The organism is Pseudoxanthomonas sp. CF125 (assembly GCF_900104085.1).
Lineage (GTDB): Bacteria > Pseudomonadota > Gammaproteobacteria > Xanthomonadales > Xanthomonadaceae > Pseudoxanthomonas_A.
Genome location: NZ_FNLD01000003.1, coordinates 16,070 through 42,881, shown reverse-complemented (window position 1 = coordinate 42,881; position 26,812 = coordinate 16,070). Strand labels below are relative to the sequence as shown.

17 protein-coding genes are annotated in these 26,812 nt (G+C 62.7%); 8 read left to right on the top strand and 9 right to left on the bottom strand.

The annotated features are described in order from the left end of the window. Positions 1–48 precede the first annotated feature (48 nt). From BLR66_RS13775 to csrA, 3 genes are all read left to right on the top strand, one after another. Entirely contained in the window at positions 49–9,702 is a 9,654-nt protein-coding gene (locus tag BLR66_RS13775; protein ID WP_093288080.1) for a two-partner secretion domain-containing protein, read from the top strand. 1,028 nt (positions 9,703–10,730) lie between these two features. Next, a complete protein-coding gene (locus BLR66_RS13770) occupies positions 10,731–11,249 on the top strand; it encodes a tetratricopeptide repeat protein (protein WP_093288075.1) in 519 nt (172 codons plus the stop codon). A 149-nt stretch (positions 11,250–11,398) separates the two neighbouring features. Continuing rightward, complete coding sequence (gene csrA / locus BLR66_RS13765; RefSeq protein ID WP_093288072.1) at positions 11,399–11,650, top strand: carbon storage regulator CsrA; 252 nt, start codon at positions 11,399–11,401, stop codon at positions 11,648–11,650. A 145-nt stretch (positions 11,651–11,795) separates the two neighbouring features. Here the strand turns inward: csrA and BLR66_RS13760 are convergent, their stop codons facing one another. The 3 genes from BLR66_RS13760 to BLR66_RS13750 form a co-directional block, all read right to left on the bottom strand. Next, complete coding sequence (locus BLR66_RS13760; protein ID WP_093288068.1) at positions 11,796–12,197, bottom strand: SirB2 family protein; 402 nt, start codon at positions 12,195–12,197, stop codon at positions 11,796–11,798. Positions 12,198–12,216: 19 nt separating this feature from the next. Continuing rightward, entirely contained in the window at positions 12,217–13,446 is a 1,230-nt protein-coding gene (locus BLR66_RS13755) for an NnrS family protein (protein ID WP_093289857.1), read from the bottom strand. A gap of 124 nt (positions 13,447–13,570) precedes the next feature. After that, positions 13,571–15,901 carry a nitric-oxide reductase large subunit gene (locus BLR66_RS13750; RefSeq protein WP_093288064.1) on the bottom strand — a complete coding sequence of 777 codons (2,331 nt, stop codon included), beginning with the start codon at positions 15,899–15,901 and terminating at the stop codon, positions 13,571–13,573. Positions 15,902–16,346: 445 nt separating this feature from the next. On the opposite strand from BLR66_RS13750, the gene BLR66_RS13745 reads away from it, so the two are divergent. Next, on the top strand, positions 16,347–16,586 hold the full coding sequence (locus tag BLR66_RS13745; RefSeq protein WP_093288059.1) for a hypothetical protein: 240 nt from the start codon (positions 16,347–16,349) through the stop codon (positions 16,584–16,586). A gap of 50 nt (positions 16,587–16,636) precedes the next feature. Here BLR66_RS13745 and BLR66_RS13740 read toward each other — a convergent pair whose 3' ends face one another. Both BLR66_RS13740 and hemN read right to left on the bottom strand, forming a co-directional pair. Then, the gene (locus BLR66_RS13740) at positions 16,637–17,401 is read right to left on the bottom strand and encodes a cyclic nucleotide-binding domain-containing protein (protein ID WP_093288052.1); all 765 of its coding nucleotides are present in this window, start codon (positions 17,399–17,401) and stop codon (positions 16,637–16,639) included. Positions 17,402–17,408: 7 nt separating this feature from the next. Further along, on the bottom strand, positions 17,409–18,803 hold the full coding sequence (hemN, locus tag BLR66_RS13735) for an oxygen-independent coproporphyrinogen III oxidase (RefSeq protein WP_093288048.1): 1,395 nt from the start codon (positions 18,801–18,803) through the stop codon (positions 17,409–17,411). A 264-nt stretch (positions 18,804–19,067) separates the two neighbouring features. On the opposite strand from hemN, the gene BLR66_RS13730 reads away from it, so the two are divergent. Together BLR66_RS13730 and BLR66_RS13725 are read left to right on the top strand one after the other, a co-directional pair. After that, positions 19,068–19,910 (top strand): universal stress protein, encoded by an 843-nt coding sequence (locus BLR66_RS13730; protein WP_093288044.1) that lies wholly within the window; start codon positions 19,068–19,070, stop codon positions 19,908–19,910. Further along, on the top strand, positions 19,910–20,251 hold the full coding sequence (locus BLR66_RS13725) for a hypothetical protein (protein ID WP_093288039.1): 342 nt from the start codon (positions 19,910–19,912) through the stop codon (positions 20,249–20,251). The genes BLR66_RS13730 and BLR66_RS13725 overlap by 1 nt, the downstream gene beginning before the upstream one ends. Before the next feature lie 129 nt (positions 20,252–20,380). Here BLR66_RS13725 and BLR66_RS13720 read toward each other — a convergent pair whose 3' ends face one another. Together BLR66_RS13720 and BLR66_RS13715 are read right to left on the bottom strand one after the other, a co-directional pair. Then, positions 20,381–20,755, bottom strand: a complete 375-nt coding sequence (locus BLR66_RS13720) for a low affinity iron permease family protein (RefSeq protein ID WP_093288034.1) — start codon at positions 20,753–20,755, stop codon at positions 20,381–20,383. Positions 20,756–20,865: 110 nt separating this feature from the next. Then, a complete protein-coding gene (locus tag BLR66_RS13715) occupies positions 20,866–21,798 on the bottom strand; it encodes a hypothetical protein (RefSeq protein ID WP_176943884.1) in 933 nt (310 codons plus the stop codon). A gap of 238 nt (positions 21,799–22,036) precedes the next feature. Here BLR66_RS13715 and BLR66_RS13710 point away from each other — a divergent pair, with 238 nt between their 5' ends. Then, positions 22,037–22,759, top strand: a complete 723-nt coding sequence (locus BLR66_RS13710) for a helix-turn-helix domain-containing protein (RefSeq protein ID WP_093288028.1) — start codon at positions 22,037–22,039, stop codon at positions 22,757–22,759. Here the strand turns inward: BLR66_RS13710 and BLR66_RS13705 are convergent. Further along, positions 22,756–24,771, bottom strand: coding sequence for an ATP-binding protein (locus BLR66_RS13705; RefSeq protein WP_093288025.1), 2,016 nt, complete (start codon positions 24,769–24,771; stop codon positions 22,756–22,758). The two genes, BLR66_RS13710 and BLR66_RS13705, sit on opposite strands and share 4 nt — an antisense overlap. Positions 24,772–24,778: 7 nt before the next feature. Further along, positions 24,779–25,525: a response regulator gene (locus tag BLR66_RS13700; protein ID WP_093288022.1), complete on the bottom strand. Its 747-nt coding sequence runs from the start codon at positions 25,523–25,525 to the stop codon at positions 24,779–24,781. 176 nt (positions 25,526–25,701) lie between these two features. Here BLR66_RS13700 and adhP point away from each other — a divergent pair, with 176 nt between their 5' ends. After that, positions 25,702–26,745, top strand: a complete 1,044-nt coding sequence (gene adhP, locus BLR66_RS13695) for an alcohol dehydrogenase AdhP (protein WP_093288019.1) — start codon at positions 25,702–25,704, stop codon at positions 26,743–26,745. The last annotated feature ends 67 nt before the right edge of the window (positions 26,746–26,812 follow it).

Here is a 26,812-nt window from a genome sequence, read left to right as displayed (position 1 = left end):
TGTAACCAAGGAAGCCTCTCGTATGAACAAGTCAAGGAAGCACTTCGCATGAACAAGCATCTCCATCGCATCGTCTTCAACCGTGCCCTGGGCCTGCTGCAGGTCGTGGCCGAGATTGCGCGCCGGCCCGGCGGGCAGGGAGACAAAGCCGCCTCTCCGCAGGCGGCGGAGGCGACGGTGCCGACGATGCGTTTTGCGCTGTGGATCGCGCTGGGGTGGGTGACGACGGTGCCGGCCTTCGCCCAGGTCGTGGCCGACCCCGCCGCGCCGGGCAACCAGCGGCCGACAGTGATCAATGCGCCCAACGGGGTGCCGGTGATCAACATCCAGACCCCCAGTGCGGCCGGCGTCTCGCACAACACCTACCGCCAATTCGATGTGAACGCGCAAGGCGCGATTCTCAACAATTCGCGCACCAACGTGCAGACGCAGCTTGGCGGCTGGGTGCAGGGTAATCCGTGGCTGGCCACCGGCACTGCGCGGGTGATCTTGAACGAAGTCAACAGCAGCAACCCCAGCCTGTTGAATGGATACATCGAAGTCGGCGGCGACCGCGCGCAGGTGGTGATCGCCAATCCGGCCGGCATCAGCTGCTCGGGCTGCGGTTTCATCAACGCCAATCGGGTGACGCTGACCACGGGCACGCCGATTCTCAATGGCGGCGCACTGGACGGCTACCGCGTCGGCGGTGGCGTGTTGCGCGTGGACGGCGCCGGCCTGGACGCCAGCACGGCCGATTACACCGATCTGATCGCACGCTCCCTGGAACTCAACGCAGGTGTATGGGCGAAGACGTTGCAGGTCACGGCCGGTACGAACATGGTCACCGCCGATGGACAGGCAACCGCAACGGCTGCGACTGGTACGGCGCCGGCGTTTGCGTTGGACGTGAGCGCGCTGGGCGGCATGTATGCCGGCAAGATTACGCTGCTGGGCACGGAAAGCGGCGTGGGCGTGCGCAATGCCGGCACGATCGGCGCGCAGGTCGGCGATCTGGTCGTTACCGCCGATGGCCGGCTGGAGAACACCGGCACGCTGCAGGCCAAACAGAACACACGCATCGATGCCAACGGTGGCATGGCCAACGCCGGCACGGTCAGCGCGGCGCGCGAGTTGATCGTCGTCACCCCGCGGGACGTGGACAACAGCGGCGGCACCCTCAACGCGATGCGCGTGCAGATCGATGCGCAATCGCTGCGCAACCACGGCGGCGCGATCGAGCAGACCGGCGTGCAGGCGTTGGCGCTGCACAGCGGTGCACTCTCCAACCGTGAGGCTGGCCGCATCGGAATGCCCGTGTTGGAAGGTGGCGGTAGCGGGGGCGGAAGCGGAAGCGGCAGCGGCGGCAGTACGGGTTCCGGTTCGGGCGGCAGCGAAGGCGGCAGTGGCGCAGAGGGTGGGACCGGGACTGGCACAGGCGGCTCAACGTCCGTGACGCCGCTGCCCGATGGCGCGCTGAACATCGCCGGCCTGCTCGACAACGACGGCGGGCGCATCATCGTGGGCGGCGGCATCGATCTGGCTTCGGATCAGGGCCTGGACAACGACGGCGGCCATCTCGGTCTTCGTCAGCTCACCCTTGGCGGCGGCGACTTGCGCAACGCGAGCGGCGAACTGCTGGTCACCGGTGCGGCAACGCTGCAGGTGAACCAGGTCGACAACGATGCGGGCCGTTTCAGCATCGGTGGGCCGTTCGACCTCAACGCGCAAGCGGTGTCCAACCGCGGCGGCGAGATCCTCCATAGCGGTACGCAGGATACCGCGCTGCGAGTGGCCGGTACCTTCGACAACACCGATGGCGCCCTGGCTACCAATGCGACGCACTTGGCGTTGACGGCGGGCACGCTGGTCAACGAAGGCGGCGCCATTCGCCACGCCGGCACGCAGGGCTTCGATCTACAGCCCGGCGCATTGCATGGCGCAGGCGGTACCGTCGCGACAGCCGGTGCATTGAGGTTGCAGGCGGATACCGTCGATCACCGTAACGCCACGCTCAATGCTACCCAGTTCACCGTCACCGCCAATGCGTTCGACAATCGCGGCGGCAAGCTGATCGCGACCGGCGCGGACGCCAGCACGGTTGCCGTCGCCAGCACCTTGGACAACGGCGCGGGCGGCACGATTGCCAGCAACGGCGATCTGCAGCTCCGGGCCACGACGTTCGGCAACGCAGGCGGCGCCGTGCAGCATGCCGGCACCGGTACGTTGACGATCGACGCGACGACGCTGGAAGGTGCGGGCGGCATCCTCGTCAGCAACGGTGCGCTGATCTTGACCGGCGATACCGCGGATCTGCGCGAGGGCACCACCTCGGCCAAGAAAATCGCCATCGACACCCATGACCTGACCACGGCCGGCGGCCATCTGACCGCCACCGGAACCGACACGCTGTCATTGCAGGTAGGCAACGCGCTGGACAACGTGGGCGGCGCCATCGCCAGTAATGGCGTGGTGAACCTGACGGCCAATACGTTCAATAACGCGGGCGGTGTGTTGCAGGCAGCAGGGTCGGGCGACACTGTCGTGCAGGTCGCCGACCTGCTGAACAATAACGCTGGCCAACTTCTGACCGCAGGCAATGCACAGGTGCGTGCGGGAACGCTCGACAATCGGGCAGGCGTCCTGCAAGCGGCAGGCGCTTCGAAGCTGGAGCTGGGCGTCGATGGCCTGCTCGACAACCGCGATCAAGGCCTCGTCGCCAGCGGCGGCGATCTGCAGTTGACGGCTGGTGAAGTGGACAACCGTACCGGCGTGCTGGGTGCGGGGAGCGAACTGCAATTGGTGTCCGCCGCTGGCTTCAACAATACCTCGGGCACCGTGCAGGCCGGGCAGGCCCTGCGCGTGAGCAGCGCCAACCTGATCAACACCGCTGGCAGCATCCTGGGCGCACAACTGCAGGTGGATACGCATGGCGGCGTGCTGGACAACGACGGCGGTACGCTGGGCAGCGTGGCCGGCACTATGGACATCCGCAGCGGCGCTTTGCACAACACGGCCGGGCGGCTGCAATCGGCCGGCGACCTGAGCATCGACACTGCCGGACAGGCGCTGATCAATCGGCAGTCCGGAAGCAATGGCGGTATCGTCAGCAGCGGCCGATTGCAGATTGCCAGCGGTGCATTCGACAACCAGGCCGGCGTCGTATTCGCTCAAGGCGATGCGCAGCTCAGCGCCGGTTCCATCGACAATACCCAGGCTGGATTATTGGGTAGCGCCAAAAATCTGACGGTTGTGGGCACGGCCTTGTCCAATGCCGGCGGCACCGTGCAGGCCGGCGGCGATGCGCAGGTCTCGTTGACGGGAGGCCTGGATAACCAGGCCGGTCTGGTCGCCGCAGGGCAGGCGTTGACGGTGACTGCCGCCACGGTAGACAACCGCAACACCTTGTCCGCGGCCAACGCGGCGCTGGGTCTGCAAGCCACGCGATTGCAGCTGGACGCCGGCAGTCTGGACAACCGGCAGGGGCAGGTGATCGCCGACACCCAGAGCCGCATGACGCTCAGCGGCCTGTTGGACAACGGTGCCGGTCAAGTTTCATCGGGCGGAGTGTTGGATATCAGCGCCGATAGTGTCGTCAACACCGCCGGCACATTGCTCTCGGGCGGCAATCAGACTCTGACCGCCCGTACCTTGAGCGGCGATGGCAAGGTGCTGTCGCAGGGCGATGCGACGGTCCTGCTGCAGGAGGACTTCCTGCATACCGGAGAAATGAGCGTCAACGGCACGCTCTCGCTGACGACCGCAGGCAACGTGCGCAACGAAGCGAAGATGCAGGCCGGCAACCTGGACGTGCGGGCGGCCAACATCGACAACACGGCCATCGGTGAGTTCACCAGCATGGGCCTCACCCATCTGGCCGTGCAGGACACCCTGACCAATCGCGGCCTGATCGATGGCGCCACCACCCATATCGAAGCCGGCACCCTGGACAACCTGGGCACCGGGCGCGTGTATGGCGACCATGTCGCGATAGAAGCGGGCGAACTGCACAACCACGAGGAAACCGTGGGCGGCGCCACCCGCACCGGCACCATCGCCGCGCGTCAGCAGTTGGATATCGGCGCAGGCAGCCTGACCAACAGCGGCGGCGGCCTGGTCTACAGCGACGGCAACGCCCGCATCGGCGGCGCGCTGGATGCGGCTTTGTCGGCCACGGGCACGGCCAATGTCATCGACAACCTCAGTTCCACCATTGAGGTGGCCGGCGACCTGGACATGCAGGCGCAGGCCGTCAACAACGTGCGCCAGAACGTGGTCATCACCCAGACCACGACCGTCAAGGCACCGGTGCGGCTGGATCAGCCGACCTGGCGCAACAACGGGCCCAACGCCTCATCCGACATCAGTAGCACCAGCAATTACGAAGCCAGCAACGTCTACTACCTGCATCCCGACGACATTCTGGAGGACGAGCCGTATGTCACGCCAGATGGCTATACCGTACGGCGCGCAGTCATCCGGCTGACACCACAGACAAGCGTGTATTTCTTCGGTCGCGGCGGCCTGTATGGCGCACTCGGCGAACGTTCGCGTGCGCAAGCCGAAGACGGTACGGTGACGATCTATTACTTCGGCCGTCAGGATGGACAGGCAAACCCCGATCAGGTGGCAGCGGGCGCCGATGATCCGTTCACTGAAGTAGCGGCGCAGCAGCCCGGCGATCCGGCGTTCACTTACGTGGACGATACGCTGAACTACTCCAGCGCCTACGGCACCTGCACCACCAATTGCGTCCAGTTGTGGGGGCAGTACCAGTACGCCGATCCGGACCACATCCTCACCAACATGGTGCGCGGGGCGAGCCTGGGCGAAAACGAGGAATACCGCATCGCCACCCAGGCGGTGACCGAAGACGTGCTGGCGCCCGGCGCCGGTGCGGTGGCGGTGATCCACGCCGGTGGCGACATGCGCATTGGCACCGACGCGCTGCTCAACCAGTACGGGCAGATCGCTGCGGGCGGCAACCTGGCCATCGAAGGTCTCACCGGCGCGGCCAGCGTGACCAACGTGGGCCAGACGCTTTACCGCACCTACGATTTCAACAATGTCACCCATGCTTATAACGGCACCACCCAGGCCTGGAGCAATCCTTCCATTTCCGAACAGACCGGACAGGTAGGCGGCGTCATCACCAGTGGCGGCAGCTTGACGGTGGACGTGGGCGACCTGAGCAACCTCAACGACGGCCGCGATGCGCCCAACGTGCAGGACGGCGCTGGCTTGGCCACTCTCAACGCGCATGGCACCGGTACGGGCCCCGTTGGCGGTGGCACTTCGGTCAATGGCCCGGGCACGGCAACGGGCGCGACTGTTGGCAACGCCGGCGGCGCCACTCCCGGCAACGTCGCCACCGGCATCCTCAACATGCAGCTGCCCACCAGCAGCCTGTTCCAGATCACGCCCAATGGCGGCCAGTATCTGGTGGAGACCGATCCACGTTTTGCCGACTATCGCCATTGGCTGGGTTCGGACTATCTGCTGGATGCGCTGGGCCTGGATCCGGCCAGCGTGCACAAGCGCCTGGGCGATGGCTACTACGAACAGAAACTCATCCGCGAGCAGATCGGCCAGCTGACCGGCCGGCGTTTCCTGGAAGGTTACGGCAACGAGGAGGACCAGTTCCGGGCGTTGATGAGCGCCGGCGCCTTGTTCGCGCAACAGTTCGGCTTGCGCCCGGGCGTGGCGCTGAGCGCAGCGCAGATGGCGCAGTTGACCAGCGATATCGTGTGGCTGGTTGAGCAGACCGTCACGCTGCCCGATGGCAGCACCGCCACGGCGCTGGTGCCGCAGGTGTACCTGCGCCTGCGGCCCGGCGATCTGCATGAAAACGGAGCGCTGCTGGCGGGCGCAAACGTCAATCTGAAGTTGAGCGGCAATCTGGTCAACACCGGCGACATCGCCGGGCGCCAGGTGGTGTCGATCAATGCGGCCAATATCGACAATCTGGCCGGCGGTGCGATCAGCGGCCGGTCGGTGGGGCTGCAGGCGGTGCACGATGTCAACGTTATCGGCAGTACGGTCACCGCGGGCGAGGTGTTGAACGTGCAGGCCGGCGGCAACGTTACGGTGGCTTCCACCACGCAGACGCAGCAAGGCGGCGGCACCCGTCAGTACAGCAACACCGATCTCAATCGTGTGGCTGGGTTGTATGTCACCAACCCCGGCGGGTTGGGCGTGCTGTCGGTCAGCGCGGGCGGGGATGTGAATCTGCAGGCGGCGCAGGTCGTCAATGCAGGCACCGATGGCATCACTCGCCTGTCAGCCGGCGGCGATTTGAATCTGACTACGCTCACCACCAGCCGCAGCACCGGCACCACCGCCGACGACGGCGACTATCGGCGCAGCAGCACGACCATGCAGGTGGGCACCACGGTGCAGGGCGCAGGCGATGTGGTGTTGCAGGCCGGCAACAACGTCAACGCCACGGCGGCGCAGGTGAGCGCCGGGCAGGCCTTGGCCGTAGTGGCGGGCAACGACATCAACAGCCTGACCGCCACCGATGTGCAGACCGCCGAAGTGCAGGACAAGGGCAGGAAGCACTCGCTGGTGGCGTCCAGCTCGGACCAGACGGTCAAGGGCAGCCAGTTCACTGCCGGGGGCAACATCGCGTTGCAGGCTGGGCAGGACATCAATTTGCAGGCGGCTTCGGTGGTCAGTGAGCAGGGCGGTATCGCCCTGGCGGCTGGGAGGGATGTGAACCTGACGACGACCAGCGAGCAGCATGTGCTGGAAGTGGATGCCAGCAAGAAGAAGTCCGGCTTCCTTAGCAGCAAGACCACCACTACGCATGACAAGGTGATCGACAACTCGGCGGTGGGCTCCACGCTCAGTGGCGAGACGGTGGCAATCAAAGCCGGCAATGTGGTAACGATCGAAGGCTCCGATGTCGTAAGTACGTACGGAACGACGATCTCTGGTACCAAGGGCGTTGAGATTATCAATGCCACCGACGAAAGCACCGAGGAGCACTCAAGCCGCAAAAAAACCTCCGGTGTGTTCTCGGGCAATGGTGCAAGCTTCACCATCGGTTCCAAGAAGAACGAAACCGATGTCCATTCGAATAGCAGCACGGTTCGGGGCTCGACGGTCGGCAGCCTGCAGGGTGACACCAAGATCACGGCCAGCGAAGGCGCCGTGCATATCCAAGGCTCAACGATAGCCTCGCCGGAAGGCGGCATCCTCATCGCCGGTCAAACCGTGAATATAGAAGAGGCCTACGACACTTCGACCTATCACTCGATAGAAAAGAGCAAACAAAGCGGCTTGAGCGTGGGCGCCTCGGCTCCCGTAGTCGATGCGGCGATGGCCGCCTATAACTCATCCAAGACCGTGGGCCAGAGCAAGGACAGCCGTGTCAACGCAATGGCCGCTGCCAATACCGCCTACGATGCCTATCAAGCAGCGGGGGCTGCGTCCAGTGCGATGAGCGGTCAAGCTGCCAGCGTCTCCATCACCTACGGTTCGCAAAAGTCACAGAATGAGGTCACCGCCAAGACCAGCGAGGTGGTAGGCAGTTCCGTCCAGGCGGGCGGTCGCGTTGACATTACGGCGACCGGCGCCGGCGAAGACTCGGATATCCGCATCTCCGGCTCTGAGGTGTATGGCGGTGCCGGTACAAGCTTGACCGCGGACGACGCCATCGACATCGTCGCCGCGCAAAGCGCGTTCGACCAGCAAACCGAGAACAATTCCAGCGGCTGGAATGTCGGTGTGGCCATCAGCTATGGCTCCGGTGGCTGGGCGGCAGGCATCACTGCTGGTGGCAATGTGGGCAAAGGCGATAGCGATGGCCAGACCGTCACCAACGTCAACTCCCATGTGGGCAGCGGCGGTACTACGACTCTGACCAGTGGCGGCACCACCACGATCCGTGGCGGACAAGTCAGTGGCGAGCGCGTCGAAGTCAATGCCAACAAGTTGGTCATCGAAAGCCTGCAGGACACCGAGACCTACAAGAGCGACCAGATGGACGCTAGCGCCCAAGTGACCGCCGGTTATGGGGTCTCGGTCAGTGCCAGCTACAACCAATCCAAGATCGACTCGGACTATGCCAGTGTCACCGAGCAAAGCGGCATCCTGGCCGGCAACGGTGGTTACGCCGTTAACGTGAAGGGCAACACCGATCTAAAAGGCGGAATCATCACCAGTACGCAGACGGCAGAAGAGGCAGGCAACAATCGCTTCAGCACGGGCATCCTGACCAGCAGTGACATCGAGAACCATGCCGACTATGACGCTTCGGCCTTTGGGCTGAGCGGTAGCATGGGGAAGAATGGCAGTGGAGAGCAAGGCGAGCACCAACTGGCGCAAGGCTCGGCGGACGGCAAGGCAGGAGGCTCCACCGCCAGCAAGTCCGTCGGCTACGGTAGCGACGGTGATCATCAAAGCAGCACGACCCACAGTGGTATCAACACCCGCAACATTACGATCACCGATATGGATGGCCAAGCGGCCACCGGCAAGACCGCGGATCAGATAAAAACAGAGATCACCACTACGACCACCACCGACACGGTGGCCGAGAATAGTGGTGCATTGGCCAATAAGTTCGATACGGCAGAGGTGCGGAAGGAAATCGATCTGCAGGCGCAGGTGACACAAGCATTTGATCAGAACCGTCAGGAGGCCAAAGCGGAGCTGTACGCGCGAGCAGACGACAAACGCGATCAAGCCCGCGAAATTCGTATGGCCAACGGTGGCGTGGAAACCGAGGAGTCCGAGCGTCTGGACGATGAGGCAGACAAGTTGCAGAAGAACGCCATGTGGCTCGACACCGCGGCGATGGCCGTGTTCACTGGGCCGGATCTGAGTGATGCCCTGCTAGGGCAGACACTCGCTCAGATGGACTTAGTGCGTCGCACCGCTACTGCCGACAGCAAGATTGTCCTGCAAAAGTGCGATGCGGGCGGGCAGAACTGCACGCAGCGCGAAGTTGATATGAATCAGGTTGCCGTGGGCGATGGCAAGCTCTACGTGTTCAACAACGGAATTTTCAATGCGGAGGAATATGCATTAGCGACTGGCGCCAAGCAGAACAGCAACGAAGCGAACGAGCAAGGTGTGTACCACATTCTTAATCCGTACACGGGTAACCCGGTAGCCGAAGTTTTGTACGCCGGCTATGACAAGCTAAATGACCTGCTGGGTGGTGCACTACCTTTGACAAGCGCTTCGCAAACAAATCAGGAATTCCTGAGGATCGCCAATGAGCAAGGAGGGGTCGTGAGCAGTGTAAATCACAGCCGCGGCGGAATGACGATGACGAATGCATTGGGCGATTTAAACCGCCAAGGAATCACAGGGATGCCGATCGGCTCCGTGCGATACAACGGCGCAGCTGGCAATGCGCAGGAAGCAGATAGTTTGGTGAGTAAAGTGGGTAATGGCTGGGGTGAAGTGTCTCAGTCGACGCACCCCACTGACCTCGTTGCTAGGTGGATTGGCAGGAATCCCGCGACGGCCGAAAAGAATGATGGGAGCTTCCCTAAATCGCATAGCTCCTACACAGGATACCTGCCTCCCTTAATCGGCGTCGATGGGAAGCCAAACGATATACGCAAACAAACCGATAAAGCGTGGGGACAAGGAAACTATAGTAAGCCCGTTATCGTTGAGTCCACGAAGGGAAAAAAGAGGGGAGAGAATGAAAATTGGCGCGTTACTATTTGTCGCCTGCATCGTAGCCACGGCTGCTGGATGTAAGACGTATGAGGTCATCACTCAGATGGACCTACCAACAGCACCAACCGATCTTTTGTGGAAGAAAGATGGTGTATCGACAAACGAAAAGGATGCCGACATGAGAGGCTGCTCGGAAGGATTTGAACGGAGGTACGAAGAGATTGGGGCTCGGGCGTTTGATGGGTTCGACCTCTGCATGCTCAAGAATGGATACAAATATATGCCACGCGGTATCAATGGTGGCTACCAGAACATTTGCCTCAAGGATGCTGACGGCGCTGCCTGCCGGTCAGTGCGTGGCCAATAGCAAACTCACCGCCAACAGTCTGACCTTCAGCGATCTGCGCACAGAGGATGCCGTGCGCGGGAGCTGGCGTTGTTCCGGACTCCCGTGGTGCTTTCGGTGGCCTGACGTATAGAACTATCGGTATGCCGAAAGTCAGTGTGCAAGGTGGCGTTGCGGTCACTGAAATCTATGTGCGTGCGGATGAGCCTCTCACTTTCTCGCTCACCTCAGGCGGATGTTTTAACGGAAAGTGCCCCGTCGGAGTATCTCGTTGCAGTCAAATACGGACTTTTACTCCGAGATCCGATGAGGATTACGTGGCAACAATTCTAAGGCGTGATCAGTCATGCTCAATAGAACTCTACCGGATTGAACATGCCGGCAATTCCTACGCGTTGGCTTCCCAGGCCAGCGAAGTTGCGGGTGAATGTGCTGACAACTAGAACTGCAGGAATAATGGGGCAGATTTGTTTACTGAGATCGAGAAAATAGATTCATTTTCTGTCGGTTGTTGGTAGGTCAAGGACGCTGTACTCAATGGTCACGTATGGCGGAAAGGATCGGAATAAACCGCCCGGAACTCGGGGCCAGATAAAAATGGCTGAAAAGAAAAGGTGACGGATTTATTTTCAGCGTTTATTTGTCGGGCCCGGCCGATTGAGCGAAGCAGATTGGGGCCGAGCGATGTAAGGAAGCCAAAAATTCAACAATGTCAACCAGAGCCGCGACGGTTCTCGTCTCGCTCACCATCAAGGAGGAATAAATGAAATTTCGTTCCATTACAGCTGCCAGCATCCTGTTCGTCTCCGGCATCACGGTCTGCTTTGCAGCCCAGAAAACCACCCCATCGCAATATCACGGCAAGGACAAGCAGGAGGCCGCTCGCGCCCTGTTGGAAACGGCCAAAATCCAGGCCGACGGCGGCAGTTGGGAGCTGATCGCGATCGGCCGCATCTATTACCTCAGCGGTTCCAAGCCAGAAGGGAAGGCGATCTTCGACGACGTGCTTGCGCACAAGCCTGAGGCGGGCGATCTGTTCCGCATCGCCCGGGTCTACCGCGAGGCCGGCGACTGGGAGCAGGCCAAGGCGCTGTTCGAACGCGCCTTGCGTGAGGAACCGGACGACAGCAAAGGCATGGCCGAGGTCGGTTCCTATTACCTGATGCGTGGCGACCGCGCCGCCGCGGAAGCCCTGTTCGACCGCTCGTTCAAACTCGAATCCGACGTCTGGTCGACGGTTGCAGCGGCCGGCAGCTACCTTGGCGTAGCGCCGCAGGAATAGAGCGGATGTCGCCTCAAGTTCAACGATTGGCCTGAATCTGTGACAGCTCCTCGCACTTCCATTGCAAATAACTTCCATCGTGATGGCGTTGCCCAGTTGTTTCCACAGGAACCGTCGACTCGGGGCGTCATCGGGAACAAGGACTTTCCATGCTGATACTCACCCGTCGCATTGGCGAAGAGATTGTGATCGGTGCGGACATCCGGGTGCGCGTGGTGGAGGTGCGCGGCGAGCAGCCGCGCATCGGTATTGCTGCCCCTCATGAAGTGCCCGTGTACCGCGAAGAGATCTATCGGCGTCTTCAGCCTCCCGTGCCTGCATCGATGCCTCCCTCCACCCCGGCACCTGCAGTCGTACCGAGCATCGTCGTCCGTCGTCGTTGCCCGCCAGAAACGATGTAAAGCGATTTCGATGAGTGCCGGCAGCCCTGAACGGATTCCCCTGCCCAAGCTGGACGGTATTGCCTCGACCGCACTGGGGCCGCTGTGGCCCAGTGAGTAGCGACGTATCATCGAACCGGCATGAAGCGCATTCGGTCCATCACGCTCATCCCAGCCAGAAGTGCAACCAGCCGAGCGGATGATGTGCGCGGGCGGTGCCGATGATCAGCAGATAGACCGCCACGGCAGAGACATAGCACCACGCACGCGTGCGTGCGTTGCGGCCGCGTCCCAGCGCCAGGCTGCCCAGCAGCACGTAGACGACCAGCAGCACCAGCTTGGTCGCCAGCCAGCCATTGCCGAACATCGCCCATGGCAGGATCGTCAGCAGCATCAGCGCCGCGGTCAGCAAGGTGGTGTCTATGGTGTAGCTGGCCCAACGCAGCGGCAGCGTCATCGGCCAGCGCGCACCCGCAAGCACGCCGATGCCGCGGAATGCGAACAGCGTGCCGCTCAACAGCACCATCAGGATGTGCACGCTTCTGATTTGCGGGTAGAACTCGATCATCGCGACTTTCCCGCCGGCCTCAGCCGGGCTTGCCATCGGCGCGCGGCGCCAGGTAGATGCGGCCGATACGCAACAGCCAGGGCAGGAATGCCGCCAGCCAGCCCACCGCCGCCAACGTCTGCCAGAGTCCTGCGTCAGGCAGGACTTCAGCCGCCACTCGCAATATCGCAACCAGCTGGATGGAGACAAACGCGAACCAGGCCACGACGGGCATCACCAGTGGCCGGCCGGAATGGCCCTGGGTCACCCGGGTCACCATCGCGATCAGCACGCTGCCGAAGAAGCCGACGAACAGCGCATGCGCCGGGCCGCGCCCCAGCCAGTACACGCCGGTCATCGCGTAGAAGATGCTCTGTACCGAATACAGCCAGAATGCCAGCGGCAACCACGCCAGACCGATGAACAGCGCAGTCAGCAATCCCGGCTTGGCACCGCGCGGCCACCAGCGCCACAACATCGTCGCGAACAACGCCAGCAGCGGCACATCGACCAGCCACAACCAGGCGTAGGCGTGCGCCAGTTCCAGCAACAGATGCCCCAGGCACAGCGGCCAGAAAACACCCAGCAGCCACAGGGGACGCCAGGGTTCGTAGCCGCGCACCACGTTTCCGGCGAAGAACGGAAACATGCGGTGGGCCACGGTCACATATATCGGCAACAGCAGGCCGAAGCTGCCCAGTTTGATGCTGGCGAATACATACAGCGGCGAACCGCCCAGCAAGAAAGCGATGAAACCCAGCAAGCCCAGGTAGCCCAGCAGCAGCGATGCGAAACACGAACGCGCATGCCAGGTGGTGCCGCGTTCGCGCCACAGCAGCGGCGCCAGGGCGATCAGTCCGGCGCTCCAGCCGCCGAGCGTCAGCAGCAGGCCGACCGTGACCCCGACTTCCCAGCCCAGCGCGCCGAGCAAGGTCGCCAGTTGGCCGCCGAAGATGCCGATGCCCACCGGCACGTAGCGCCAGCGTTCCAATTCCGGCAGTCCCATCCAGCGCGGAAAGGTGGTCAGCAAAAACCCGAAGATGAAACTGGGCAGCACCTGGTACTGCATCACGAACGCGTGCAGCCAGCCCGCGTAGGGCCTGGGCTGCGGCATCGCCAGCGCCGGCCAGCGCGCCGCGGCCAGCCACGCCGCCCACCACAGCATCGCCAGCAGCAGATTGCTGGCGCCGATGAAGAACATCAGCCGATGCGGGGCCGCAGCCAACAGCCGCGGCGACAGGGTTGGGGCGGCGAGGGTGAGCTTGTCCATGCGCCCAGAATGCAGCAGCGGCGTCGGCCCCGCCTTGACCCAGATCATCCGCACGCCGCCTGGCGCGAACACGAACGGGGCGGCAATCGCCGCCCCGTTTTCCCTGCCCCATCCCCGAACCGGTTCAGGCGTCGCCGGCTTCGGCGTTTCCCGCAAGCGCCGCTTCGCGCCGTGGCGCTATCCACAGCCGCAGCACGAACCAGGCCAAAGCCACCGCGCCCACGCTGAAGAGGATGTCTCCCGGCATGCGCATCCAGATCAGCAGTTCCACGATGGGTTTCTGCATGAACTCCGCCGAGCGGGAATACCAGTAGCCATGTTCGATCGCGGCCAGCAACTGCATCGTGCCCAGCGGCAGCAGGGTAAGCACGCCCATCAAAGCCAGGCCGATGTTGAGCGTCCAGAACGAGACTTTCAGGGCCTTGGTATCCCACACCATCTGTCCACGCAGCCCGCGCAGGCAGAACAGCACCAGCGCGACTCCCAGCATTCCGTACACGCCGAACAGCGCAGTATGGGCGTGAAGTGCGGTCAGGTTCAGGCCCTGCATGTAGTAAAGCGAGAGCGGCGGATTGATCAGGAAGCCGAACAGGCCCGCACCGACCAGGTTCCAGAACGACACCGCGATGAAGAACATCACCGGCCAGCGATAGCGTGCCATCCATGATGTGGCCTTGCCTAGTTTCCAGGTGTGGTACGCCTCGAAGCCAAGGTAGGCCAGCGGCACCACTTCCAGCGCACTGAAGCTTGCACCCAATGCAACCACCGAGATCGGCGTACCTACGAAGTAAAGATGGTGCAACGTACCCAGTACGCCGCCGGCCATGAAGATGATGGTGGCGAACAGCACCGCGATGTTGGCGGTGGAAGTCTTTACCAGGCCCAGACGGGTGAAGATGAGCGCCATCACTGCAGTGGCGAAGACCTCGAAGAAGCCTTCCACCCACAAGTGGACCAGCCACCAGCGCCAGTACTCCACTTCCGAGATATGGGTGTGCTCGCCCCACATCAGCGCTGCGGCATAAAACAGGCCGATGGAAACGGTGGACAGGAACAACAGGGCGACGATCGATTTGGAATCGGAAGCGGGCCCCTTGAAGATGGGCCACAGCGAGCGGCCTACCAACGTCACCCAAAGCAGCAAACCGATGAACAGGTACCACTGCCAGAAACGACCCATGTCCGCATACTCCCAACCCTGGTGGCCGAACCAGAAGTTGAATTTCAGCGGCATGATCTGCATGACCGCCAGCCATTGGCCGGCGAACCCTCCCACCACGATCAACAGTAGCGAGACAAACAGGAAGTTCACGCCGAAGCGCTGGTATTTTGGCTCATGCCCCGATAGCGCAGGACCGATGTACAGGCCCGTCGCCAGCCATGCGGTGGCGATCCACAGCACAGCCAACTGCGTGTGCCAGGTGCGGGCCAGCGAGTAGGGCAGGTAGTCGGATAACTTGAAGCCATAGGCCTCCTGGCCTTCGACCTGGTAATGCGCGGTGATCGCGCCCAGCAGGATCTGCACCAGGAACAACGCGAGCACCACCCAGAAATATTTGGCGGTGGCGCGCATCGAGGGGGTGACCCTCAGCAACGCGAACGGATCGGTGGCCGGGATGGTGTGGCCCTCTTCGCCGCGTCCGTGGGTGACCGCGTAATGCCAGCCCAGTATCGCGATGCCTGCGATGAGGAACAGCACGCTGAAGGCCGACCACACCCACAACGCCGGCGGCGGCGTATTGCCCACCAGTGGCTCGCTGGGCCAGTTGTTGGTGTAGGTCACCTTGCTGCTGACTACGCCGGCCTGATCCGGCACCAGCGTTTCTCCAACGGTTCCGGCGCGTTCGGTAGTGGCGGCCCAGGCCGTCCACCAGAAGAAGGCCGTCAGGGAACGCCGATGTTCCAGCGTGCCCACCGTGCTTTCCTTCATCGCATAAGCTTCGCGCAGCTCTGCGGTGGCCGGGTCGTTGCCGAACAGGCTGACGTAGTGTGCGGCGACGTTCGAGAGTGCAGCCGCGCGGTCCTCGGTCAGAGTGATGGTCTTGGCGATCGGGTCATAGGTGTTGGCACGCATCATTTCCTGCAGGCGGCCACGCAGAGCGGCCCGCTGTTCGGCGGGTAATCGTGCATAGCTTGCGCTGCCATCGTCCCGGCGCGCCCAGATGTTCAAAACTTCGGTGGCCTCCCGATGCAGCCAGTCGGCGCTCCAGTCGGGCGCCACGTACGCGCCATGCCCCCAGATCGATCCCAGCTGCATTCCGCCCATCGACTGCCAAACCTGCCGGCCTTGCTCGATGTCGGCGCGGGTATAGATGACCGCGCCATTCTGGGTCAGCACTTTCTCGGGCATGGGTGGCGCGGCGCGGAAGATCTCGCCACCCGCCCATAACAAGACCGAAAACGAACAGATAAGCAGGACGGCCAGCGCCGTCCATAGCTTGCGGGTGTTGCTCATGGCGATCTCCAGTGCGAATGCTCGCATGGTGGTCCGTACGCTCCGGACGTCGCCATGACCTAGGTCAAGCGCGGTGCTGCCTGATGGACCAATGTGGCCCCAGGCCCGTTGTCAGGGTGTGACAGCGGCGCTTCCGCAGGCCATGGGCGCTGGATGGCACCGCCGGAATTCACAGCCTGTCGCGCCAGACCCCCGCATACCCGCAGCGTTGGACCACATCAATCCCGCTCATCTGCAGCCGCTTGGGCGCTTTGTCCGGAAGCGGTTCGCAAAAGCGGGACCGACTACTTGATGCCTGCTTGATACAAGTCAGGGCAAAAGCTGCACGCCTCCTGGAACATGACGGCTCGGGAGTAATGGCTCTCTTCGAGCATCGCCGGCTCCGCCGCCATGCGCTTGAACCCATGCGTACGTTCCCGCCCACCGTCAGTGAGGACCCCTCTGAATGCAGTTCAAGATAGAGATCGCCGGTTTTATTCCAGATATCGACGCCATCGAACATACGATTAGAGCGGTCGATCCATCAGCGCTGGCCGATATCGACCAGGCCGGGGAAATGATACGGGTTGCCACGTCCCTCGACGCCGTCCATCTGCTAAGACTGATGGGCCAAGCTGGCTATCCAGTAGCCGAGGATGAACTGGAGCGCTTGCCGTCCGAATGTTGCGGTGGCTGCGGGGGGTAGCGCGAGGAGGCGGGAAAAGGGCAGCAACATGCGGTCACCGTTTGTTGCCATTACTGCCGCAGCACCGACGCAGCGAGCGCTTCGAGTTGTATGCGATCGAGCAGCTGCAGTTCGCGGCGGTCCACTTGTAGCAAGCCATCATCATGGAAGCGCTTGAGCACCCGGCTCACGGTTTCGGGCGCGAGCCGCAGATAATTGGCGATATCGGTGCGTGCCATCGTCAGTTGAAAGCGATCGGGCGAAAAGCCGCGTGTCGCAAGTCGCCGCGAAAGTCCTACCAGAAACGCCGCCATCCGCTGGTCGGCGGAATAATCACCGGCCAGCAGCGAGGCGCGGCCGATGTCGCGGCTCATCAGGCGAAACAGATGCTGCTGCAGTCCCGGCAGGCGCGTTGCCAGTATCGAGATCCGGGGGAACGAAAAACGGCAAAGCATCACCGTGTCCAGCGCCACCGCATTGCAGGGATAACGGTCGCCGTCGATCGCGTTGAGCCCGATCACTTCGCCGGGCAGATGGAAATCCAGCACCTGCTCGTGGCCGTCGCGGCTGGTCACGTAGGTCTTGACGGTGCCGGCGCGGACCGCGGCGATGGCTTCGAACGGATCGCCTTCGCGGAAAATATGCTCGCCGGCATGGAGCGGGCCGACATGCTCGACCAGCATGTGCAGATCCATCAATGAGCGCTTGTCCATGCCTTCGGACAGGCAAGCCTGCGAGAAAGCGCAGGTCGAACAGAAATGCAGGGAATCGCCGTCGTCGGCGAGCGTACGGCGATCCAGGCGCGGGAAAGCACTGCCGCTCACATTCGTCTCCATGCGGTTCTCAGATGGCGCGGGAGAACCGTTGCGGTTCGCAGGCAGGCTTGTCGAGATAGCGGTCGAAACACATCGCGATATTACGCAGCAAGAGCCGTCCGGGCGATGTCACCACGATCCGGTCCGGTTCCATCCGCACCAGGCCATCGGCGACCAGGCGTTGCAGCTTGGCCAGCGATTCGGCGAAATAGGTCGGAAAATCTATGCCGTATCGCCGCTCCAAAGCGTCGATCTGCACTTCGCCCTGGCACATCAGTCGCTGGATCAGATCGGCCCGCAATTGGTCGTCCTCGCTCAGGCGCATGCCGCGGAATACCGGTAACCGGCCCTCGTCGATGGCAGTCTGCCAACTGGGCAAGTCGCGTGGATTCTGGCTGAAGGAATCGCCGATGTGGCTGATGGCGCTGACCCCGAGTCCTACCAGGTCGGTATCGGCATGGGTGGTGTATCCCATGAAGTTGCGATGCAAGGTGCCGCGCTCCTGGGCCAGGGCAAGGTCATCGCCGGGCAGCGCGAAATGATCCATGCCGATATAGACATAGCCGGCGACGCCGAGCTTTTCGATTGCCAGTTCCAGCAGCCCCAGTTTGGCTTCCGCGGACGGCAGGTCGGAAGCGTCGATCCGCCTTTGCGGCTTGAACAATCCCGGCAGATGAGCATAACTGTACACAGCCAGCCGATCGGGCCGGGCCGCGATCACGGTATCCAGCGTGCGCGCAAAGCTCGCGCTGCTTTGCTTGGGCAGGCCATAGATCAGGTCGACGTTGACCGAACGCATGCCGTGGCGGCGGCAGGCTTCGATGACCGCGATCGTTTCTTCGACCGGCTGGATGCGGTTGACGGCCGCCTGGACGTCGGGATCGAAGTCCTGCACGCCGAGGCTGGTGCGGTTGAAGCCTATCGCCGCAAGCGCGCCGACGTCTTCGGGCGAGATGAAGCGCGGATCAAGCTCTATCGACAGGTCGCGACTGGGCGAATCCGAAAAATGGAACTGGCGACGCAAGGCGCCGACCACTTCCCCAAGTTGCGCCGGAGACATGAAATTCGGCGTGCCGCCTCCGAAATGCAACTGGATGACCTCGCGGTCGCGATCGAAAAGCTCGGCCGTCATGGCGATTTCGCGGTAGAGCCGTGCGAGGTAAGTCTCGCCACGCGCAAGATCGCGGGTGATGATCCGGTTGCAGCCGCAGTAGAAACAGGGGCTCGTGCAGAACGGCACATGCACGTAAAGGGACAGCCGCCGGGGTATCGGATCGCCATTGCTGGCTTCGGCGGCCTCGCGCAGCGCTTCGGCGCCGAATTCGGCCGAGAACTGCGGTGCGGTCGGATAGGAGGTATAGCGCGGCCCGGGGCGGTCGTAACGCTGCAGCAGGGCGGTGTCGAAGGCGGGATGGGCGAGCATGGGCGCAGGCTACGTACTGCATAGCCCATGCGCCTTGACCAGGATCAATCCGATGGCAATGCGCCCGACGAGACCCGATGATCCGAAGGGGATGCCGGCTTACCCAGGCACATGCGTGGATCGAGCGCCAACTCTTCGGCGCCCTGTCGGCGCGATTTCCCATCCGGGGAGATTCAACCGGAGCTTGATCCAGGTCAAAGCCAACCGCTCCGATTTGCCGCGTAGTTCGCCTGCGCGAAACCGCGATGCCGATGGAGCAGGAATATGTTCAAAGATATCGTCGTACCCATCACCGGGACTTCGGGCGACAGCTATGCGTTGAACATGGCGCTTGACCTGGCCTTGGCCCATGAAGCCCACCTCACCGTCATGGAGATGGTCAATCTGCCATTGCCGGTCGCGGGGCCGTGGGGCCTGATGCCGGATGTGTCCATGAGCGATCTTTATCAGCAGCTGCGGGAGCAGGGAAAAGCGAACGTGGCGGTCTTGAAGAAGAGACTGGAGAAGGAAACGGTTTCGACGGAGGTGCGGCTGGTCGAAGCGCTCTTCAGCGAACCTTCCCGGCTGGCGGCCCATTGCGCGCACTACGCCGACTTGGCCGTCATCGCCGGCGTGCTGGGGGACAGTACCGAAGGCGACATCTCCCGCACCTATTTCGGCGGTTTGCTGATCGAATCGGGACGCCCGGTGCTGGTCATTCCCCCGCGTTGCAAAGTGCCGATGCCTCCCAAGCGGATCGTTGCCGCCTGGCGGCCCACGCGCGAGTGCGCCCGGGCTTTTCACGATGCACTGCCGTTGCTGGTGGCGGCAGAATCGGTCGATGTCCTGGTGGTGGATCCTGTTCGGGGAGAACTCGGCCACGGCGAGCAGCCGGGGGCGGACATCGCGGCCCACTTGGCCCGCCATGGCGTCAAGGTCAATGTGCAGGTGCGACAGTCGCACGACAACCGGATCGCCTCCGTGCTGCTGGACCACGCCGCGGAGATGCATGCCAACATGCTGGTCGTCGGCGGCTATGGGCATTCGCGGTTCCGCGAATGGGCCCTGGGCGGAGTGACCCGGGAACTGCTGTTCGAAGCCAACCTGCCCGTGTTCTATTCGCACTGATGGGCAGGCACGTATTCCTGGAAGCACCGCAGCTTACGGTCGAGGGAAAAGCGCAGGCGCTCAAGCATGCCAAGGATGCGGTCGACAGGAGCGCCTGGTTCATCGCCATGGTGCGCAGGGACCTGGCCGAGGGGCCGAGGATCGGAACACCGTACCAACCGGAAGTGCGCCGCGCCCTGGCCGACCTCGAGAGCCGGCAGGTCCTCATATCCGCTGCTTACAGCCGCATGGCAGATGCATCCATCAGTGGAAAATCCATGGAATTGAAATCGTTCTTCCTTGCTTACGACGAATTCCTGGATGCGGTCCATGCGCTGAGAATGGCGCAATATTCCTGCTAGGCAAGCAATTAGCGCGCAGAATTTCCCCGTTGTTCGCAGACGCAAACGCCAGGGGATTCCAGGAAGGTAAGGTGCGGCGTTTGCCGTTGTCCTGATGCGAAGGAGTCCCGCAACCGCCTGCAGCACCTGCTATTCCGGTCCGCCGGAACGCGATTTCCTCGCAAGCACCTCGTAGGTTTCGCGATAGCGGTCCAGCGTCGCCTCGTCCAGCTCTTCCAGGTCCAGCAGTGCGTTGCTTGCTGCTTCGGTCGCCCGGATCAGCTCGTCCAGCTTTATCTGCATCGCCTCCGTGTCGCGCATCTGCGTGTTCTGGATCAGGAATACCATCAGGAACGTCACCACCGTGGTTCCGGTATTGATCACCAACTGCCAGGTATCGCTGAAGCCGAAGACCGGCCCCGTGACCAGCCATAGCGCGATGATCAGCATGGCAAGGCCGAAGCTCACCGGCCGGCCGGTGAATCGCGCGATGGCCTTGGCGAAGCGATTGAATGAAAGCTGCATGGTCTGTTCTCTGGTTGAAATGCTCGCGGCGATGCTTGGTTGCATGCGTGTGCGATCGGACCATGGCATCGGTCAACCCGCTGGCTGCTTGCGTAGGGCGATTATCCGATTCATGCAAAACTCAAGATCGCCCTTTCCGATCTGCGGAACTGCGGTTCCGGCAGATACCGCTGGCTGGAGAATAGCTTGCAGGCCGAGATCACTTCCGGCTCCAGGCCATCGCCGCTGTATACCAGCGGGTAGTCGATGGGCGCGTCGATCCAGGACTGGAGAAGGCTGCGTATTCTGATCTGCTGCAACAGCATCTGCTGCGTGTCCGGAGCATCGGCCTGCGCCGGGAGTTGCAGATGCGACGCCAGGTCCCAGGCCGAACCGGACAGGGGATCGAGAGCGTCGCTGGCGTTGTTGGCGAACAAGGCGATCAGGGGCTGTGCTTGGATCGCCGTCGTTCTTGGGTGCCGCGCTGCGCCGCGCGAGGACTGGCAAGGGTTGTGTACGGATTCGCATTCGTCCGCTCCGGCCGAAGACCGGCAGCATCCCCGCTCCTGCATCAGTCGCAGCGAGGATTTCGAGCACGCGATGGAAAGCGCCTCGCCGACGGCGGATGCGAATTCGCAAGCTTGCTCGCTTACATAGGGAAGTCCCAATGCCGCCAGGGCGTCGGCGAATCCCATCACGCCCACGCAAACAGCCGTGACCGGGGACTTGTCTTCGTAGGTCAGCCAGGCGTCATCGAGGAATCGTACCGCCAGTGCCGCCATGTCGCTGAATGCTTCATAGTCGAAATATGGCTGCGAAATGTGCGGACGAACGACGAATGCCCCAAGGTTGAGTGTGGCCCGGGGGTCGTGGAGCCTGATGCTGGTCACACCGGTCCCCGCCCATTTGAGCAGCCGGGCATCGGGGACTATCCGCCAGTCCTGGAAGGCTTCCACGAAGCGTTGTTCCCATTTCCCGGCGTCGTCGCCTTCTACGCCCGCGACCGCCGAGGCGACGCGCCGCCAGGTCGCATCGATGGTGCGATCGTGCAGGTCGTCGCCCACGCGCCAGCGGAAGTGGGCGTCCCATGTGTCGACCGCGATAGCCGTGGTGAATTTTGTCGGAAAGGACAAGCGCAGATTCCCTGGGTCTGACGCCGACAGAGTGCGCCGCCCGGCGGTTCGGCCCGTTGATCGAAGTCAACTGGGCGAAGTTACAAACCGTTACACAGGGTTACTTGATTGAATTTCTGCCAGGTTGCGCAGCGGGTAGCCTTCCGCCATATCCTTCGAGGTGGCGGCCATGCTCCAGGTTCGAGAATCCCATGATCAATCCAGCGATTACCTGTCCGGTGCGACGCACGGTTGTCCGGAGACCAGGCAGATCACCCGCGACATGGAGGAGTTGCTGCGGGGAATTCCCCTGCGTCATCGCACGCTGAAGGCCAAGGAGCATGTATTCCGCGCGGGTCAGCCGCGCCATTCCCTGTTTCTGGTGCACGCGGGCTTTTTCAAAACCTGCCTGACCAGCGCCGACGGCCGTGAAAAGATCACCGGCTTCAGGATGCGCGGCGACATGCTGGGTCTGGACTCGCTAGGCATAGAGAGCTATGCGTGCGACGCTATCGCCCTGGATACCGGCGAAGTGTGGGAACTGCCGTATTCGGACCTCTGCGGTTCCCTGCCGGAATTCGAACAGCGCATCACTTCGTTCCTGGCGGCCGAAATCCGGCGCGACTGGAACTGGATGCTGACTCTGGGCACGTTGTCGGCCGATCAGCGGGTAGTGTCTTTTCTGCTGGATATGGCGACCAGGCTGGGTTCGCTCGGATTCAGCCGGCAGCACATGATCCTGCGCATGACCCGCGCCGACCTGGGCAGCTTCCTCGCGCTCAAGCTGGAAACCGTGACCCGCGCGCTATCGCGTCTGCAGGACAAAGGGTTCATCGCCGTACAAGGCAAGGAAATAACCTTGCGCGACCCGGCATCGATGAACGAGTTGTTGCAGACCGCCGACTGCGGTTAATCCCGGCCGGCGCCGTCCTGCAGCAGCGATTGCCTGACCGCATCCAGCAATTGCTCGCGGCGGTAGGGCTTGCGCAGCAGATCGAAGGAAACCGGCTCCATTTCCGCATGCACGGAAGGGGACGGTTTCTGCTCGAACCCCGAGGTGAGCAGAATCGGCAGATCCGGCCGCAACCGCAGCGCGGCGGTCGCCAGTTCCTTGCCGTTGCCGCCCTCGCCCAACAGCACGTCGGTGAACAGCAGGGCGATGCGGTCGTCGGCATCCAGTTCGCGCAAGGCAACATCCGCGCTCGCCGCTTCCGTGACCCGGTAACCCGCCTTGCGCAGGAACGCCACGGCAATGCGGCGGACGGAGTCCTCGTCTTCCACCACCAGGATGGTTTCGCCCGTCCCATGCGGATTCGCCGCTGGCTGGGCGCTCTTCAGCGTACCGCCGCCGCGGTCGACGGGAAGGCAAAGGTGGACATGGGTGCCGTATCCAAGTGCGCTGTCGATCCACAAGTCGCCGCCGCTCTGTTTGGAGAAGCCATGCACCATGCTCAGTCCAAGTCCGCTGCCGCGCCCGGCTTCCTTGGTGGTGAAGAAAGGTTCCATCGCATGATCCAGCGTGGACTGGCTCATTCCGCGCCCGGTATCGGACACGGTGATCAACAGGTAGTCGCCGATCGGAAGATCCGCCGGAGCGCCGCCGCCCCCTGCCGTCCTGCTCACTTCGATGGTGATCTCGCCGCCGCGCGGCATCGCGTCGCGCGCATTGAGGGCCAGGTTCACCAGTGCCGTGTCCAGCTGCGCCGGATCCGCATGCGCGCTCGGCAGGCCGTCCGGGCAGACGATGCGCAAGCGGATCGAGTCGCCCAGGGTTCGCCTGAGCATCTGGTTCAAGTCGTGGAGCATCGCCTTCAGATCCACGGCCTGCGGAACCAGCCGCTGCCGCCGCGCGAACGAAAGCAGTTTCGCCGTCAGTTCCGCGCCGCGGGTAACCGAGCGCAGCGCGCTGTCGATCAGCTCGCGCGCCTCCGACGTTCCTTCGTATTCCGATTCCAGCAATTGCAGATTGCCGGACATGATGGTGAGCAGATTGTTGAAGTCGTGTGCGATGCCGCCGGTCAATTGCCCCAATGCATCCAGCCGTTGAACATGGGACAGCTGGTCCTGGGTCCGCTGCCGCTGCACCAGAGCGGCGATCAGGTTGGCGAACGATTGCAGCAGATGCAGGGCGTCATGGTCGAACTTCCGCGGCTGGCGCGAGAATGCCAGCAGTGCGCCCATCGGACGATTCACGTCCTGCAAGGGAACCAGCGCCGCGCTGCCGGAGGCGGGTTGCGAAAGCGGGAACGCCCGTTCCGGCGCGCTCGCCGACGAGAAGTCTTCCACCATCCAGGCGCGGCCTTTGCGCAAGGCTGCGAGAAGCATCTGCTGGTCGATATGCGGACCGTCTGCATACGCCTGCCCGTCAAGCCCGGTCGAAGCGCGGATCTCCACGCGTTCGTTGTCGGCAGAAACGAATGCGATCAGGACCGATTCGATGCCCAGGCTTTCGGCCAGCAGCAGCGGCACGTGGGCGAGGACGTCCTCGTCCTCCTTGGACTCGAGCGCAAGCTGGCCAAAACGGGCGACCAGCGCGTCGTAGTTGGCGCGGACCAGCATCTGGCGCGCGCGTGGGCTATCGGAAATGTCCCGAATGGAAGCCAGGTACTGCACCGTTCCATCGTTATTGATCGGGCTGAGCGCGATCTCCAGCGGGAACTGGGTGCCGTCGTGGCGACGTCCCATCAGCGTCTGTCCGGTCGCGCCCATCGCGCGCACATGCGGATGCGACATGTAGCCGGAACGATGCGCGCGGTGGCGCGCTCTCGCGCCCTCGGGAACGAGCATCTCGATCGCGAGGCCGACGAGCCCGCTTTCCGGATAGCCGAACAAACTCAGGGCCTGGCTGTTGGTTTGGACGATCAATCCTTGGCCATCCACCAGGACGAGCGCATCGGGTACGGCCTCGAAAAGTTCCGGATACATGCGCGCCTCAGCTCCTGACCACTTCGGTGGCGAACAGGTAGCCGACTCCGCGTACCGATTTGATCAAAACGGGAACCTCCGGATTCGGCTCTATTTTCCGCCGTAGACGTCCTATTCCCATATCGACGGCTCTGTCGAAGGGGCCTGCTTCGCGCTTGTACAGAGCATCCATCAGCTCATCGCGCGACAACACCTGCCTGGGTTTGTCCAACAGCGCGCACAACAGCTGGAAATCCCCCGTGGTAAGCGGGACCTCGTCTCCCTGCGGGTCGGTCAGCCTTCTGCTGGCCAGGTCGAGCCGGAAGCCGGAGAATTCGAACACATTGGATCGCGCTGCAGGCGCCGGTGCCGTCTTCGCGCTCCGACGCAATACCGACCTGATCCGCGCCAACAGCTCACGCAGATCGAATGGTTTTGACACGAAATCGTCCGCTCCCAGTTCCAGACCGACCACCCGTTCAACGGGTTCGCCCCGTCCGCTCACCACGATCACGGGTCCGCTCCAGGTCGCCTGCAGATAGCGCAGCAGTTCCAGGCCGTCTTCGTCTGGAAGACCCAGGTCCAGAAGGATGACATCGGTGCCTACGCTTTCGACATGGGCACGCAACTGCGCCCCATTGCCTGCTCCGGAAACCTGGAATCCATGCCCGCTCAGATAGCGCGTGAGAAGCGTGACGATGTCCGCATCGTCGTCGACGATGAGTACTCGCTGTTCAGCGCCGGAAGATGCGTTGGAAGGGCCAGTTGCTGGCATTCGATGGCCTGTTGTACCAAGGTCGTGCTACGAGCCGCGCATCTACTATAAGGCAAGTCGCTTGGAGACGCGCCGACGACGGCTCTTGCTGGGTTGAGCTATCGGTTTGACCTGGATCAACGTGCGTTCGCGCAATAGGCGCCAGTCTGGCCGCGTTCCCCCATTGGAGAGGATTCATGGCCGCTGTCGCAGGCACTATGCGCGCCGCCGTCGTCAGCGCTTTCGGCAAGCCGCTGGACATACGGAAAGTACCCATCCCGCAACCTGGCCGCGACGAGGTGCTGGTGAGGATCATGGCCAGCGGCGTCTGTCATACCGATCTGCACGCCGCCGACGGCGACTGGCCGGTCAAGCCAACCCTGCCTTTCATACCCGGCCACGAAGGTACCGGCATCGTGGCTGCGCTGGGAGAGGGCGTCACCTCCCTCAAGGTCGGCGACGCGGTGGGGATCGCATGGCTGCACGACAGTTGCGGGCGGTGCGAGTACTGCCTGACTGGGTGGGAGACTTTATGCGAGCGCCAGCACGACACGGGGTACAGCGTGAACGGCACATTCGCCGAGTACGCCATCGGGCACGAAAGCTTCGTTGCGCGCTTGCCGCCCGACTGCGATTTCGCCGCACTGGCGCCGATCCTTTGCGCAGGCGTGACCACTTACAAGGGAATCCTGGAAACGGAGGTCAGGGCAGGGCAATGGATCGCCATTTCCGGTGTCGGCGGGCTTGGACACATTGCCATCCAGTACGCCAAGGCGATGGGTCTTTATGTGGTGGCTCTGGACGTGACCGCCGACAAGCTTCTGCTGGCCCGACAAGTGGGCGCGGATGCAGCCGTGCAGGCGAACGATCCACAAGCCGCCGAACAAGTCATCGCCCTGACGGGCGGCGGTGCGCATGGGGTACTGGTGACGGCCGTATCCACTTCGGCCTTCTCGCAGGCCCTGCGCATGGTCCGGCGCAAGGGAACCATCAGTCTCGTCGGCCTGCCGCCCGGCCAGTTCGCCACGCCCATATTCGATGTCGTGCTGAAGCGCATCACTTTGCGCGGTTCCATCGTCGGCACGCGCAAGGACATGGCCGAGGCGATGGAGTTCGCGGTGAGAGGGAAGGTGCGCGCAACACTCGTGCACCGGCAATTGGAGCAGATCAACGAGGTTTTCGCCGAACTCAAGGCAGGAAAGGTGGACGGCCGCGTGGTGCTGGACATCGCCAAGCCTTGAGTTCCGGACGTTCCGTCCGATTCCATTTCACGCATTCGCCCGCCATACGGCACCGGCCGTTACCGGG